The organism is Arsukibacterium ikkense (assembly GCF_000987775.1).
GTDB lineage: Bacteria > Pseudomonadota > Gammaproteobacteria > Enterobacterales > Alteromonadaceae > Alishewanella > Alishewanella ikkense.
Genome location: NZ_LAHO01000001.1, coordinates 200,216 through 214,375 on the forward strand (window position 1 = coordinate 200,216; position 14,160 = coordinate 214,375).

The 14,160-nt window shown below is 51.0% G+C and carries 14 protein-coding genes and 1 tRNA gene; 11 read left to right on the forward strand and 4 right to left on the reverse strand.

All coding sequences use genetic code 11. From position 1 onward, the window contains the following. Positions 1-76: 76 nt before the first annotated feature. Genes WG68_RS00895 through WG68_RS00910 form a run of 4 tightly spaced genes read left to right on the forward strand, consistent with a single transcriptional unit; the run spans position 77 to position 2,758 of the window. Positions 77-664 carry a hypothetical protein gene (locus WG68_RS00895; protein ID WP_046555767.1) on the forward strand — a complete coding sequence of 196 codons (588 nt, stop codon included), beginning with the start codon at positions 77-79 and terminating at the stop codon, positions 662-664. Then, positions 664-846 (forward strand): hypothetical protein, encoded by a 183-nt coding sequence (locus WG68_RS00900; protein ID WP_046555768.1) that lies wholly within the window; start codon positions 664-666, stop codon positions 844-846. The genes WG68_RS00895 and WG68_RS00900 overlap by 1 nt, the downstream gene beginning before the upstream one ends. A gap of 2 nt (positions 847-848) precedes the next feature. Continuing rightward, the gene (locus WG68_RS00905; RefSeq protein WP_046555769.1) at positions 849-1,706 is read left to right on the forward strand and encodes an HprK-related kinase A; all 858 of its coding nucleotides are present in this window, start codon (positions 849-851) and stop codon (positions 1,704-1,706) included. A 5-nt stretch (positions 1,707-1,711) separates the two neighbouring features. After that, positions 1,712-2,758: a nucleotidyltransferase family protein gene (locus tag WG68_RS00910; protein ID WP_046555770.1), complete on the forward strand. Its 1,047-nt coding sequence runs from the start codon at positions 1,712-1,714 to the stop codon at positions 2,756-2,758. A 7-nt stretch (positions 2,759-2,765) separates the two neighbouring features. On the opposite strand, the gene WG68_RS00915 is transcribed toward WG68_RS00910, so the two are convergent. Continuing rightward, on the reverse strand, positions 2,766-4,112 hold the full coding sequence (locus tag WG68_RS00915; protein ID WP_046555771.1) for a Na+/H+ antiporter NhaC family protein: 1,347 nt from the start codon (positions 4,110-4,112) through the stop codon (positions 2,766-2,768). A gap of 169 nt (positions 4,113-4,281) precedes the next feature. Between WG68_RS00915 and WG68_RS00920 the strand changes: the two genes are divergently transcribed. From WG68_RS00920 to greA, 7 genes are all read left to right on the forward strand, one after another. Then, on the forward strand, positions 4,282-4,509 hold the full coding sequence (locus WG68_RS00920; protein ID WP_235357606.1) for a hypothetical protein: 228 nt from the start codon (positions 4,282-4,284) through the stop codon (positions 4,507-4,509). Continuing rightward, positions 4,497-4,691, forward strand: coding sequence for a hypothetical protein (locus WG68_RS00925; protein ID WP_152663002.1), 195 nt, complete (start codon positions 4,497-4,499; stop codon positions 4,689-4,691). Before WG68_RS00920 ends, WG68_RS00925 begins: the two co-directional genes overlap by 13 nt. Positions 4,692-4,873: 182 nt before the next feature. Next, positions 4,874-6,028 carry an iron-containing alcohol dehydrogenase gene (locus WG68_RS00930; protein ID WP_046555969.1) on the forward strand — a complete coding sequence of 385 codons (1,155 nt, stop codon included), beginning with the start codon at positions 4,874-4,876 and terminating at the stop codon, positions 6,026-6,028. Positions 6,029-6,328: 300 nt separating this feature from the next. After that, the gene (dapB, locus tag WG68_RS00935) at positions 6,329-7,138 is read left to right on the forward strand and encodes a 4-hydroxy-tetrahydrodipicolinate reductase (RefSeq protein WP_046555774.1); all 810 of its coding nucleotides are present in this window, start codon (positions 6,329-6,331) and stop codon (positions 7,136-7,138) included. Positions 7,139-7,370: 232 nt separating this feature from the next. Further along, entirely contained in the window at positions 7,371-8,501 is a 1,131-nt protein-coding gene (gene carA, locus WG68_RS00940; RefSeq protein ID WP_046555775.1) for a glutamine-hydrolyzing carbamoyl-phosphate synthase small subunit, read from the forward strand. Between the two features lie 30 nt (positions 8,502-8,531). After that, entirely contained in the window at positions 8,532-11,753 is a 3,222-nt protein-coding gene (carB, locus tag WG68_RS00945) for a carbamoyl-phosphate synthase large subunit (RefSeq protein ID WP_046555776.1), read from the forward strand. Further along, on the forward strand, positions 11,750-12,226 hold the full coding sequence (gene greA / locus WG68_RS00950) for a transcription elongation factor GreA (RefSeq protein ID WP_046555777.1): 477 nt from the start codon (positions 11,750-11,752) through the stop codon (positions 12,224-12,226). Before carB ends, greA begins: the two co-directional genes overlap by 4 nt. Before the next feature lie 51 nt (positions 12,227-12,277). Here greA and WG68_RS00955 read toward each other — a convergent pair whose 3' ends face one another. The 3 genes from WG68_RS00955 to WG68_RS00965 all read right to left on the reverse strand — a co-directional run bounded on the left by WG68_RS00955 (position 12,278) and on the right by WG68_RS00965 (position 13,916). Further along, positions 12,278-13,414 (reverse strand): RNA polymerase sigma factor, encoded by a 1,137-nt coding sequence (locus tag WG68_RS00955; RefSeq protein ID WP_046555778.1) that lies wholly within the window; start codon positions 13,412-13,414, stop codon positions 12,278-12,280. 4 nt (positions 13,415-13,418) lie between these two features. After that, positions 13,419-13,748 carry a hypothetical protein gene (locus WG68_RS00960; protein WP_046555779.1) on the reverse strand — a complete coding sequence of 110 codons (330 nt, stop codon included), beginning with the start codon at positions 13,746-13,748 and terminating at the stop codon, positions 13,419-13,421. Between the two features lie 94 nt (positions 13,749-13,842). After that, positions 13,843-13,916: transfer RNA gene (locus WG68_RS00965), tRNA-Gly, on the reverse strand. Positions 13,917-14,160: the final 244 nt, after the last annotated feature.

Consider the following 14,160-nt stretch of genomic DNA (forward strand, 5'->3'; position numbering starts at 1 on the left):
ATTGGATTGAATTTTGCATGTTTTAGGTTAATGACCAGTATTTGGCTAAAACATCAAGACAAGGGTGATAGTGTCTATGGACAATAAGGATATTAAAGCAGCGAGTGGCCGCCGTAAGTTTTTGGTGCGGGCGGGCATAGGGTCGCTGCCGGTGTTAATGGCACTAAAAAGTAAAGGTGCCTGGGGTTACAGTACGCAAAACTGTAACTTAAGTGCCAGTATGTCAAAAATGCAATCAGTGCAGGGTGATCAGTTTGAAAGTTGTGTGGCGTCGTTCCATTCGCATGGTGCGGCTAAACAATACTTTTATTTAGGGCCTAGCGGAGGCAACGAGCGCAAAGGCTATTTCCACTCTGCATCGGCTAATTATCATAAAAATGGTGTTTTTACCTATAGCTATGCCGGTATTGAGCTTAACGAAAACACCTTATTCAGCGATATTTTTGCCGGCGGTTTTGACGGAACCATCGCGGATGCCGTAGAAAAAGGGCCAAGCTCGTTAATCCGCGATATTGCCGGGTTATTTTTGCATGCCATGTTTTACCGTGGCCAGGGCATATATCCCGAGCCTGATGCGTTTGTTGATTCATATAACAACGCTATCATGCTGGGCAAAACTGACCAATTAGCGCAAGTATTGCAAATGTATATTGACGGCGAATAATGCCTGCTGCACCTATTGCCGCGGGATACGCTGCCTGGCTAATTCAAGCCAGGCAGGCGCTTAGTCAGCAGCAACATCTTACTACCACTACTTTTTCTGCTGACAGTACTACTGTCTGTTTTGATAATATCAGTTATGCTACTGTCAGGGTGACATCGGAACAGTCTGCTAAGCAGGAGTAAGCTTGCCGCTTTTTTCATTACATACACCACCATTTACGGTGCGTGTTGCCACTGACAGTTCGACATTATTTGATGATTTAACCGCATTGTACGCTTCCGATGTGTTGCGCCAAAGCAGCTGTCCGCAACATATTTACGACTTCCATATTGATTATAGCCGGCGCTTTAGTGGTAAAAGCCGGCCTTATCATTTTCGCACCGGCAGTGAGCATTTCCGGATGGCCGATGCCCATCAACTGATCCCTACCTTTGAGTGGGGCCTGAATTGGTGTGTGTCGGCTTATCAGCAGCAGTATCTGGCAATCCACGCTGCTGTGCTGGAAAAAGACGGCAAGGCACTGATTATGCCGGCACCGCCCGGTAGTGGCAAAAGTACCTTATGTGCCTTGCTGATGTTGCGGGGCTGGCGGTTGTTGTCGGATGAAATGTGCCTGATAGACCCGACAACCGGCCTGTTGCAACCGTACGTGCGGCCGGTGAGTTTAAAAAATGCTTCGATTGCTGTTATTCAGCAGCATCAGCCTGGTATAGCAGTATTTCATCGTACGCCTGATACCGAAAAAGGTACTGTGGCCTATTTGCGTCCCACCGATATCAGCTGGCAGCAAGCCAACCTGACAGCTAAACCTGCCTGGATAGTGTTCCCGGCTTTTCAGCCAACAGCAGAGCCTGTCGCCGTTTTTACCATGCCCAAAGCCGACACTTTGCTTTATCTGGCACAGAACAGTTTTAATTACGCCGTATTTGGCGCTGAGGGTTTTAAGTTGCTAAGTCAACTGGTGGAAAACACCGACAGTTATCGGCTGGAATATCATAACACTGAACAAATGCTGGCGTTGCTGGAGCAATTACTGTGCTAGTGCCAATGTTGATTCGTTGTTTTCGGGATCCGCAAACCTTTCAGGCTACGGCGACAGCAGACTGTTGGACAAATCTGTTGCAGCAAGCCCGTAGCCTTGGTTTAACGGCGCAGTTGCGGGCGTTGTTTAGCCGCCACCAGTTACTGCAAGACTTGCCAGATACCGTACAGAAACATTGTGCCTGGGGCTGGCGTTATTATCAGAAACAGCAAGCCAGCTTGTTTTATGAACTGATGCAGCTTGAACCCTGGATGGCAGCGGCCAGCTATAGCTGTGTATTGCTAAAAGGTGCGGCGTATCAGGCTGCAGGTCTGACGGTCAGTGAGGGGCGGTTATATTCCGACATCGATATGTTGGTAGAGCGGCAACAGCTGGACGACTGCAAAGCCAAGCTGTTTTTTGCCGGCTTTTTTGAACCGGCGATGTCCGCCTACGATAAGCACTTTTATCTGGAACTGTCTCACGAAAATCCGCCGCTGTATCATGTGAAGCGCGGTACGGCCCTGGATTTACATTTTGCTTTGTTTCCGCTGGCGGGTCGTAAAAATCTGGCAACCGGGCGGGTGTTTGCCAGTGCCGGCGCTATTGCCGGTTCCTGTTTGCAGGTACCCAGCCTGAGTTATTTGTATATTCATGCTGCCATTCATTTTTTCTGGCAGGAAGAGCAGCATAAGCTGGTAAAAGATTTAATTGATCTGGATTTACTGTATCAGCAGTTAGCTGATGGGCAATTGCTGCAACAATTATTGACAGACGCAAAAGACTTTGGCGCCTTGGAACCTGTGGTAAACACCTTGCTGCTGATTGAGCAATTGTTCTGCCGGCAATTGCCCGCGGACATTACCGCGCAATTGCAACACAGTGTTTACCGACGTAATGTTGCACGCGCCTTGGTAGTGCGCCAGTTAACCCCGGGCGTTAATGCCAAACTGGCGGCTGCCTTGTGGTATGTGCGGGGCTATCGGCATAAAATGCACTGGCGGGTATTAACCCGCCATATCTGGATAAAAAGTAAAGTTGCCTGGCAGCAGCGTAGCAAGCGCCCGCGCTAGCCTCCGATCAGCTTAGTTCAGGGCCTGGCACTGTTCCTGCGGAGCGGCGTAGCAAAATAATGCCACTGGCGACCAGCAGTAAAATAAGACAATAAAAGCTATAACTCACGACCTGCCATGGTGAAATGCCGAAACTGGCACCTAATAATAAGGCCTGAGCGCCATAGGGTACCAGGCCCTGGCTGATGCAGGCAAAAATATCCAGTAAACTGGCACTGCGTCGTGGCGAGATCTGATGCTGCTGAGCTAAAGTTTTCGCCACATCGCCGCTTAACACTATGGCTACGGTGTTATTGGCGATACACAGGTTGCTGCTAAAGGCCAGCGCGGCTATTGCCAGTTGCTGAGCCTTATTACCGGCCAGTTTTAACTTGCCGGTAAAGCTTTGAATTTTTCCGGCTATCCAGCTTAAACCGCCTTGTTGTTTGATAAACTCACTAAGGCCGCTGACCAGCATCGCCAGCAGGAAAATTTCCTGCACGCTGGCAAAGCCAGTCGCAATATCTTTACCTAAACTGGCCAGCTGGTAATCGGCAAACACACTGCCTTGCAAAGCCGCCAGTACTATACCCAGTAGCAGCACCACAAACACATTTAACCCCATTACCGCCAGCACTAAAATGGCTGCGTATGGCAGTACGCCGGTCCAGCTGAAGTCCGCTGCAGCAACGGGAGCCGTTGCGCTGCTAAGCAGGGTGTAGAGCAGTAATGTCAGGCCAGCTGCGGGCAGGGCAATCTTAATATTTTCTTTGAATTTATCCGACATCTTTGCACCCTGGGTGCGGGTTGAGGCGATAGTAGTGTCAGAGATAATGGATAAATTGTCGCCAAACATGGCACCGCTTAGCAGTACCCCGGCAACCAGTGCCGGTTCCAGGTTAGCCTGGGTTGCCAGGCCTGTGGCGATAGGCGCCAGGGCTCCTATGGTGCCCATAGAGGTGCCCATGGCAGTAGAGACCAGCGCAGCAATAATAAATAAACCCGGTAGCAGCCAGGCTGCGGGCACTATGCTCAGCCCGGCATTGACGGCCGCATCCACGCCGCCGCTGGCAGTGGCCACACTGGCAAAAGCGCCTGCCAGCAGGTAAATCAGACACATGGTAATAATATTATGATTACCTGCACCTTTAACCAGCACCTCTATGGATTGCTGCAGGGGCGCGCGGTGCAACCAGATAGCGAGCATCAGCGCAGGAATAATCGCGACATGGCCCGGCAACTGGTAAAACGCATATTCAACATTTTGCGCCTGGAAATATAAACCACTGCCTAAAAACAACAGCACAAACAGCCCCAGCGGGATCAGGGAGCGTTTAGCGCCTGGCGGGCTTAGTGAGCTAAGCGGGTTTGGCATGATTTACCTCGTAAAAAAATGGGTTGCGAACTATATAGATGGCCAGACGTCTTGTCAATATTTGCAGCGACTGCTGGCGCCAGGTCACTAACTTAGGGTATTTTTTTGGAAAAACCTACCGTTTTCAGCAGTTAACGGTTGCAACAGGGTATTGCTAGGGTTGTTATTTTTGATGGGCAGCCAATCGGCATTTTTTGGCCCGGTGAAATACGCTATTTTGCCACAGCTGCTTAATGACAAAGAACTGCTCGCGGGCAATGCCTGGGTAGAAATGGGTACCTTTATTGCCATTTTGCTGGGGACAATTCTCGGTGGGTTGCTGGTAGGGGTTGAACACGCTTTGCTGTGGATTGGCATTATCGTTGTTCTTTTTCGGTTGGGGTGTTGTTTGACCTGATGCTGATTGGCGTGTCGGGGGGGGGCTCATTTTTCAGCCATCATGGCAAGGGCGCGTTTAAATTGACAGGCCGCTGGTGGTCGAAAGTGCAGTTGGTCGCAGCTGAGCCGATACCCCCAGCTGGGGTTAGCGCAGCGGATTTAGAGCAACAGGTGCGCAGCCTGCGTGGCGATCTGGCGTAGTGACTAGCAGGTGTCAGCTTGTTTTACACGCTAAGCTTTTTTTTTGCCAGACGGCAGGCATGTCGTCTGGCTTTTTGGTGAAGTCGTCTGATGTTACATTGGTGAAAGCTTGAACCTGCCAGCTTTGCCCTCATAACCAAGGTATGTCTGTGAATCAGCAGTTACTTACTTTGGAGTCAAACATGCTTAATTTCTCGTATCAAAATCCTACCCGCATTGTGTTTGGTAAAGATCAGCTTAGCCAGTTAGCTAAACTTATTCCCGCAGGCAGTAAGGTGCTGTTGTTGTATGGTGGCGGTTCAATCAAACATAATGGCGTGTATGATCAGGTGGTATCAGCCCTTAGCGGCTTTGACTGGCAGGAGTTCAGTGGCATTGAGCCCAACCCCAGCTTTGAAACCCTGATGCGGGCCGCTGATTTAGTACGCGAGCAGAAAATTGATTTTCTGTTGCCGGTAGGTGGTGGCAGTGTGATTGACGGGGCTAAATTTGTTGCGGCAGCCGCGGTATACCCGGGCGATGCCTGGGATATTCTGGCCAACCGCGGTAAGGTGGCAAATGCAGTGGCATTAGGTTGTGTGCTGACGTTGCCAGCGACGGGTACCGAGAGCAATGGCAATTCGGTGGTTACCCGCTATGATACCCAGCAAAAATTGTCGTTCAGCAGCCCACTGGTGTACCCACTGTTTGCTATTCTCGACCCGACCGTGACCTTCAGCCTGCCACCACGGCAAGTAGCCAATGGTGTAGTGGATGCCTTTGTCCATGTGATCGAGCAGTACTTAACCTACCCGGTAAATGCGCCGGTACAAGACCGTTTTGCCGAAGGCTTATTGCAAACCCTGATTGAACAGGGCCCTAAGGCCCTTAGCCAGCCGGATGATTACGACGTACGGGCAAATATTATGTGGGCCGCCACCATGGCGTTAAACGGTCTGATTGGCCAGGGCGTGCCACAAGACTGGGCCACTCATATGATCGGCCATGAAATTACCGCCTTGTATGGCCTGGATCATGCGCAGACGCTGGCCATAGTATTGCCGGCATTAATGCAGCAGCAACGGGCGCAAAAGCGCGAGAAGCTATTGCAATTTGGCCGGCGGGTTTGGCAGCTGAATCATCAGGATGAAGAGCGCTTAATTGACGATACCATTAGCCACACCCGCACCTTTTTCGAGCAAATGGGTGTGCCAACCCGCCTGGCCGATTACGGCATTGCCGCCGATGCGGTAGATAAGCTGATGGCTAAACTGGAAGCCAATGGCATGTTAAAGCTGGGTGAGCATGGCGATATCAGCCTTGAGATATCGCGGCAGATTCTACAAAAAGCGGTGTAACGAGATTCAATCGGGGAGGGGGCTAATACCTGATGGGGCGACACAGAGTGTCTGAGCGAACGCGTAAGCGGTAGCGACAAATTCGTCTGGAACGAATTTGAACAGCTTAGCTGGCCCCAAGGGCGAAAGGCAGGATGCCTGACGTAGTTGCTGTGGCGAGCCCGGCAGGTGTTAGGACCCGGACTACGAGCTATCATTTATAATTAGTCAGAAATAGCCATTAAGATGGCTATTTTACTTCCTACTAATAGCGGCTTTTGCTTTAATAGCCGCCATTGTTCATTATTTTCAGAGTAAATTATGCCAGCTATTGGAATTTTCGGCGCGAACGGCCGCATGGGTCGCGCCCTTACCACTGTTGCCAACGAGCAGCAGTTAAACTTAACTGCGGCCACTGTGCGTGCCGGTTCGTCATTAATTGGCGTCGATGCCGGTGAGTTGGCCGGTTGTGGCAAGCTGGGGCTGGCGTTAAGCGAAACGGGCACGAATAGCATTAACAGTGCCGACATCTGGGTCGACTTTACCATGCCCGAGGCTATGCTGACGCATCTGCAGTTAGCGGTGGCGGCGAAAAAAGCCATGGTAATAGGTGTTACCGGCTTAACCGATGCACAGTATCAGCAGCTACAGCAAGCCAGTGAGCATATACCTATCGTTTGGGCACCTAATATGAGCGTTGGCGTTAACCTGCTGCTGCATCTGGTGCAAACCGCGGCACGGGTAATGGGTCAGACAGCTGATATTGAAATTATTGAAGCGCATCACCGCTATAAAAAAGACGCGCCCTCGGGCACGGCTATGGCCATTGGCGCCACTATTGCCAAAACCCTGGGCCGCGATTTAAGCCAGGTGGCGGTGTATGGCCGTGAGGGCATTACCGGTGAGCGCAAGCAACAAAGTATCGGCTTTGCCACGGTGCGCGGTGGCGATATTATTGGCGATCATACTGCCCTGTTTGCAGATTTAGGTGAAAGGCTGGAAATCAGCCACAAAGCTTCCAGCCGTAACACCTTTGCCCAAGGCGCACTGCGCGCTGCTTTGTGGTTGCAAAATAAACAGCCAGGACTTTATTCTATGCAACAAGTGCTGGGATTGGCCGACTTAACATAAGCTTTTGAGCAACTAAAGATAAAAACGTGTTAAAGCAGGTATTTTTGTAAAAAAATAAAATAGCCATAGCCAAAAGTACGCTTTTCGCCTAAAATAAGCAGGTTTGCCCGGCCTCTGGCTTGCGCCATTTGCCCGGGCCTCTCACCCGATAACAACGGGATAAGAATTTTGGGTCAAAACGGGTTGTAAACACAGTGAGTTTTCGCCCGTTTTTTGCTGTTTGGAGGTTATTTTGACTAAGTCCGCCCTGCTCGTACTGGAAGACGGCACCGTATTTCACGGTACAGCCATTGGCGCTGAAGGAGTTTCTGTAGGTGAGGTGGTGTTTAACACCTCGATGACCGGGTATCAGGAAATATTGACTGATCCCTCATACGCAGAGCAGATTGTAACACTTACTTACCCGCACATTGGTAATACCGGCACCAATAGTGAAGACGAAGAATCCGGACAAGTCTGGGCCAAGGGCCTGATTATCCGTGACCTTCCTCTGTTAGCCAGTAACTTTCGTAACCAACTCTCTCTTAGTCAATACTTGTCACAACATAACATTCTTGGCATCGCCGATATCGACACCCGTAAGCTTACCCGTATTCTGCGTGAAAAAGGCGCCCAAAACGGCTGCATTATGGCAGGTGATAATCTGGATCAAGCCAAAGCACTGCAACTGGCCCAGGGCTTTGCCGGTTTAGCCGGTATGGATTTAGCCAAAGAAGTCAGCGTTAAACAACCCTATCAGTGGACTGAAGGCAGTTGGCTGTTAGGTGAAGGCCACCGGCCAGCCGCGGCGCAGCAGTTTCATGTCGTTGCTTATGATTTTGGCGTAAAGCGCAATATTTTGCGCATGCTGGCCGATCGCGGCTGCAAGCTGACTGTGGTGCCGGCGCAAACTCCGGCCAGTGAGGTATTGGCGCTTAACCCTGACGGCGTTTTCTTGTCGAATGGCCCTGGCGATCCGGCCCCTTGTGAGTATGCTATCGACGCTATTAAAACCTTGTTAGACAATGATATCCCGCTGTTTGGTATTTGTTTAGGCCATCAGTTACTGGCGCTGGCCAGTGGTGCTAAAACCTCGAAAATGAAATTTGGCCACCACGGTGCTAACCACCCGGTGCAAAATCTCGACACTAAAAAAGTGCTGATCACTGCGCAAAACCACGGTTTTGCGGTAGATGAAGCCACCTTACCGGCCAGTTTAAGGGCCACCCATAAATCGCTGTTTGATGGTTCTTTGCAGGGCATTCACCGCACCGACAAGCCGGCATTTAGTTTTCAGGGCCACCCTGAAGCCAGTCCGGGTCCGCATGAAGCCGCTGAGCTGTTCGACCACTTTATTGCGCTGATGCAACAGCATAAAGCCTAAGCAAACACGAATTACGGAGATATAGCTGCGATGCCAAAACGTACCGACATAAAAAGCATTCTGATCATAGGCGCCGGCCCTATCGTTATCGGCCAGGCCTGTGAATTTGACTATTCAGGCGCTCAGGCCTGCAAAGCGCTGCGCGAAGAGGGGTACCGGGTTATTCTGGTTAACTCGAACCCGGCGACCATTATGACCGATCCGGAAATGGCTGATGCCACCTACATTGAGCCGATCCACTGGCAAGTGGTCGAAAAAATTATTGAAAAAGAGCGGCCCTGTGCTGTGTTGCCAACCATGGGCGGCCAAACCGCGCTGAACTGTGCGCTGGAACTTGAGCGCTATGGTGTGCTGGCCAAATACAATGTCGAAATGATTGGTGCCACCGCCGATGCTATCGACAAAGCCGAAGACCGCGGCCGCTTTGATAAAGCCATGCGCTCTATTGGCCTGGCCTGCCCGCGTGCCGGTTTCGCCCATTCTATGGAAGAAGCCTATCAGGTACTGGAAGACATTGGGTTTCCGTGTATTATCCGGCCGTCGTTCACCATGGGTGGCTCAGGCGGCGGTATAGCATACAACCGCGAAGAATTTGAAGAAATTTGTACCCGCGGCCTCGATTTATCGCCAACCAATGAGCTGCTGATTGATGAATCGTTAATTGGTTGGAAAGAGTACGAAATGGAAGTGGTACGTGATAAAAACGATAACTGCATTATCGTTTGTGCCATTGAAAACTTCGACCCGATGGGCGTGCACACCGGCGACTCTATTACTGTGGCGCCAGCACAAACCCTGACCGACAAAGAATACCAGATCATGCGTAATGCCTCGTTGGCGGTACTGCGCGAAATCGGCGTGGAAACCGGCGGCTCAAATGTGCAGTTTGGCATTAACCCGGTGGATGGCCGCATGGTGATCATCGAGATGAACCCGCGGGTATCACGCTCATCGGCGCTGGCCTCTAAAGCTACCGGCTTTCCGATTGCCAAGGTAGCTGCCAAGCTGGCGGTCGGTTATACGCTGGATGAACTGGCGAACGATATTACCGGTGGCCGCACCCCGGCGTCGTTTGAGCCAAGCATCGATTATGTGGTCACCAAGGTGCCACGCTTTAACTTTGAAAAATTTGCCGGTGCCAACGATCGCTTAACCACCCAGATGAAGTCAGTCGGCGAAGTGATGGCCATTGGCCGTAACCAGCAGGAATCGCTGCAAAAAGCGCTGCGCGGTTTGGAAATTGGTGTGTCGGGTCTGGATCCAATTATTGATATTCAGCAGCCGGAAGCCAAAGAAAAACTGACCCGCGAGCTGCGCGAGCCTGGCTCACACCGCATCTGGTACATTGCTGATGCGTTTCGCTTTGGCATGAGCATGGATGAGATTTTCACCCTGACCAATATCGACCGCTGGTTCCTGGTGCAAATTGAAGATTTAGTCAAAGAAGAGCAGTTATTAGCAACAGACGGTTTTGCCGCCCTGGACGAAGCCCGCTTAAAGCGTTTAAAGCGTAAGGGTTTCGCTGATGCGCGCATTGCAGATGTACTGGGCGTCAGTGAAAACGAAGTGCGCAAAAAGCGCCATGGCTACAAGTTACACCCGGTGTACAAGCGGGTAGATACTTGCGCCGCTGAGTTTGCCTCTGACACCGCCTACATGTACAGCACCTATGATGAAGAGTGTGAAGCCGCGCCGACTAAGCGCGATAAAATTATGATTATCGGCGGTGGCCCTAACCGCATTGGTCAGGGTATCGAGTTCGATTATTGCTGTGTGCATGCGGCCTTAGCACTGCGCGAAGACGGTTATGAAACCATTATGGTGAACTGTAACCCGGAAACCGTATCAACCGACTACGATACCTCAGATCGCTTGTATTTTGAGCCTATTACGCTGGAAGACGTGCTGGAAATCGTGCGTATTGAACAGCCCAAAGGCGTGATCGTGCAATATGGCGGCCAGACGCCATTAAAATTAGCCCGCGCTCTGGAGGCTAATGGCGTGCCGATTATCGGCACCTCGCCGGATGCGATTGACCGCGCTGAAGACCGTGAGCGTTTCCAGCAGGCAGTAGAGCGTTTAGGCTTAAAACAGCCGCAAAATGCGACGGTGACCAGCGTGGAAGAAGCGCTGTCACGCGCCCATGAAATTGGTTTTCCGATGGTGGTACGGCCTTCTTACGTGCTGGGTGGCCGGGCGATGGAAATCGTTTATGACGATCAGGATTTGCGCCGCTATATGACCGAAGCGGTAAGTGTGTCGAATGACTCGCCGGTGCTGCTGGATAACTTCCTGGATGATGCGATTGAGGTTGATATTGACGCCATTTGTGACGGCACCGAAGTGATCATCGGCGGCATTATGGAGCATATCGAGCAAGCCGGGGTACACTCAGGTGATTCGGCCTGCAGCTTGCCACCGCATAGCCTGAGTAAAGAGATCCAGGATGTAATGCGCGACCAGGTGAAAAAGCTGGCGCTGGAGCTGGGTGTCGTGGGTTTAATGAATACCCAGTTTGCGGTAAAAGACAACGAAGTGTATTTAATCGAAGTGAATCCGCGTGCCGCCCGCACCGTGCCTTTTGTATCAAAAGCCACTGGTGTTGCCGTAGCCAAAGTGGGTGCCCGTTGTATGGTGGGTCAGTCGCTGGCTGCTCAGGGCATTACCCGCGAAATCATTCCGCCGTATTTCTCGGTGAAAGAAGTGGTGATACCGTTTAACAAGTTCCCGGGTGTAGACCCTATCCTTGGCCCTGAAATGCGCTCGACTGGCGAAGTAATGGGCATTGGTGATACCTTTGAAGAGGCTTTTGCCAAAGGTGAGCTGGGTGCCGGTACGCTGATCCCGACCGGTGGCCGAGCCTTGCTTTCGGTACGCGACAGCGATAAAGTGCGGGTGGTTGAACTGGCCAGACGGATGGTTGAAATTGGTTTTGAGCTGGATGCCACTGGCGGCACCGCCAAAGCACTGACAGCAGCCGGTGTGCCTTGCCGTACTGTTAACAAAGTATACGAAGGCCGGCCGCATATTCTGGACCGGATTAAAAACGGCGAGTACAGCTACATAGTTAACACCACTGAAGGGCGCCAGGCGATTGAAGACTCTAAAGTTTTACGCCGTGGTGCACTGCAGCATAAAGCTAACTATACTACAACGCTGAACGCCGCCTTCGCCACTTGTAAAGCGAATGCGGCCAGTGCTTTTACTAACGTTAATTCTATTCAGGAATTACATAAGAGAGTGAACGGATGAGTCAAATTCCGATGACAGTGCAGGGTGCAGAAGCATTGCGCCTGGAGCTGCATGAGCTTAAATCGGTAAAACGGCCGATAATTATTCAGGCAATTGCCGAAGCGCGCGCCCATGGCGATTTAAAAGAAAATGCCGAATATCATGCTGCCCGTGAGCAGCAGGGTTTTTGTGAAGGCCGCATTCAGGATATTGAAGGCAAGTTATCCAACGCCCAGATCATCGATATCAGTAAAATGCCCAATACCGGCAAGGTGATTTTTGGTTCAACCGTCACCATTTTAAATCTGGATACGGACGAACAAGTCACTTATCGGATTGTCGGTGACGACGAAGCCGATATCAAAAATAACCTGATTTCGGTCAATTCGCCGATCGCCCGTGGTTTGATTGGTAAAACAACTGACGATGTGGTTAACATTACTACGCCCAAAGGCGTGGTGGAGTTTGAAATTACCGACGTTAAATATATCTAACGGTGTTAGCCGGTTGGAATAAAAAAACGCCAGGCTAGCCCTGGCGTTTTTTTAGCCCCAGAACCAGCGGCCACTGCACATTAAGCCAATAATTAAGCCGCTATAGCCGGCTACACCACCACCAAGCATGCCAATCCAGCACCATAAGCGGTTACGCTGATAGGTTTTTTTTGCTTTTTCATCCTGTTGTGCCCTGGCTTGTAAGCGCGGTTTAATGCTTCGCCAGACCCCATATTGCAGATAAGCGAGGCCGGCTAACAACAGGCTGAAGCTAAGCACCGGTGCCACTGCGCCAGCGGTAAACTGATAGGCCAGCGCAAGCAAAATACCGCTCAGTAGCACCCAGCCAATACTGATATTGCGGTATTTCAGTAGCTGCTGCCGCTCCTGTATACTTTCGGCCCGCTTTAACGGCTGGCGCATACCCAGTATCACCCCCAGCACCCCGCCCAGCGCGCCGAGCATAGCGCCGCCAAACAGCCAGCCGAATTTGGCCAGGCCACTGCTGTTAGCAGCAAAGGCACTGGCTGATGCGGCGGCCACCGGTGGGCTGGCCAGCGTTAGTGCACTGCAGATGGCGGTGGTTAAGCCCAGCCCTGGTGCAGTGCTTAAAATAAGCTTGCCGTATTTGGCCAGTAGCTGTTCTTTTAATAACTCTCGCACCCGCTGCAATTTTTTGCGCACATTGCTCTCGCTTAGCCCCAGAAGCTCAGCTACCTGCTGGCTGTTTTGCTCTTCGCGGTAAAACAGCAGCACAATTTCCCGGCTATCTGCCGGTAACTGGCTGATAAAATCCGCCATTATCTGGTTTTGCTGAGTTTGAGCTAAGTCGTCACTGAGCTCAGTGTCGCTGGCAAACCCGGCCAATATGGCTTCTGCTTGCTCACCACCTACTTTGCGGTTGACTTTATTATCCCGCAGATAATTAAAGGCGCGGTAACGGGTAACCTGGCGCAGCCAGGGTAAAAAGCTGGCTGGGTTTTGCAAGCTGGGCAGCTGTTGCCAGCAGTGAATAAACACCTGCTGGGTAATATCTTCGCTGGCATCTAAGTCTTTGACGATGGCCAGCGCTATGCTGCTGATACTGCGCTGGCAGCGCGTTACCAGCCGGCTAAAGGCATTAATATCACCCTGCTGTGCCGCTGTCACATCTGGTAGCAGTTGCTGCTCGGTAATCGACATGCTCATAGTGTTAGTCCTTTAAGGCTGCAGCGATGCGTTGGGTAAGCCAATCGGGTTGATCCAGCATGATAAAATGCCGTGAGTCGGCATTAAACTCAAGTGTAGCCCTGGCGATAGTATCAATTTGTTGCTGATACAGTGCGGTTTGCCGCCATACCCGGGCGTCAGACAGTAACCCCGGGATCAGAATCACCGGCTTACCACTGCCGATAACCTCGACGTTAAAACTACTGGCTGGTGTCGTGTCGGCTTTCAGATTACTGCTGAGCATACCGGCAACGATAGTCATCGTAATGGCGAAGTAGGTCCAGAAACCGGGTTGTTTTTTAGTGCTGTTCATACGTGTTCCTTAGTAATAAGTGAGTGACATTACTAAGTACCGGCAGCCTGAAGTGCTGTGACAAAAAAGCGTAAAAATATTTAGGATTGAAAGTTGGAGCGGGTGGCGGGAATCGAACCCGTGTTTAAAGCTTGGGAAGCTTTCGTTCTACCATTGAACTACACCCGCAATTCAAAAAAGTGGCGTAACTGCGGCTAAATTAATGGAGTAGCCAGCTTACTGTCAATGCATACCCGACAATAAATACCTTGTGGTTTTTGTACGGTAATGGTTTGCGCCTATAAGCACGACGTTATAAAGTGTCGCGATAAATATGCTGGAGAAGAGCTAATGAACAGCGCAGCAAGACATGGTGCCTTTGTTTATACCAACGATATAACAGCGCTTGCTAAGTTTCACCCGGTGCGCTTTT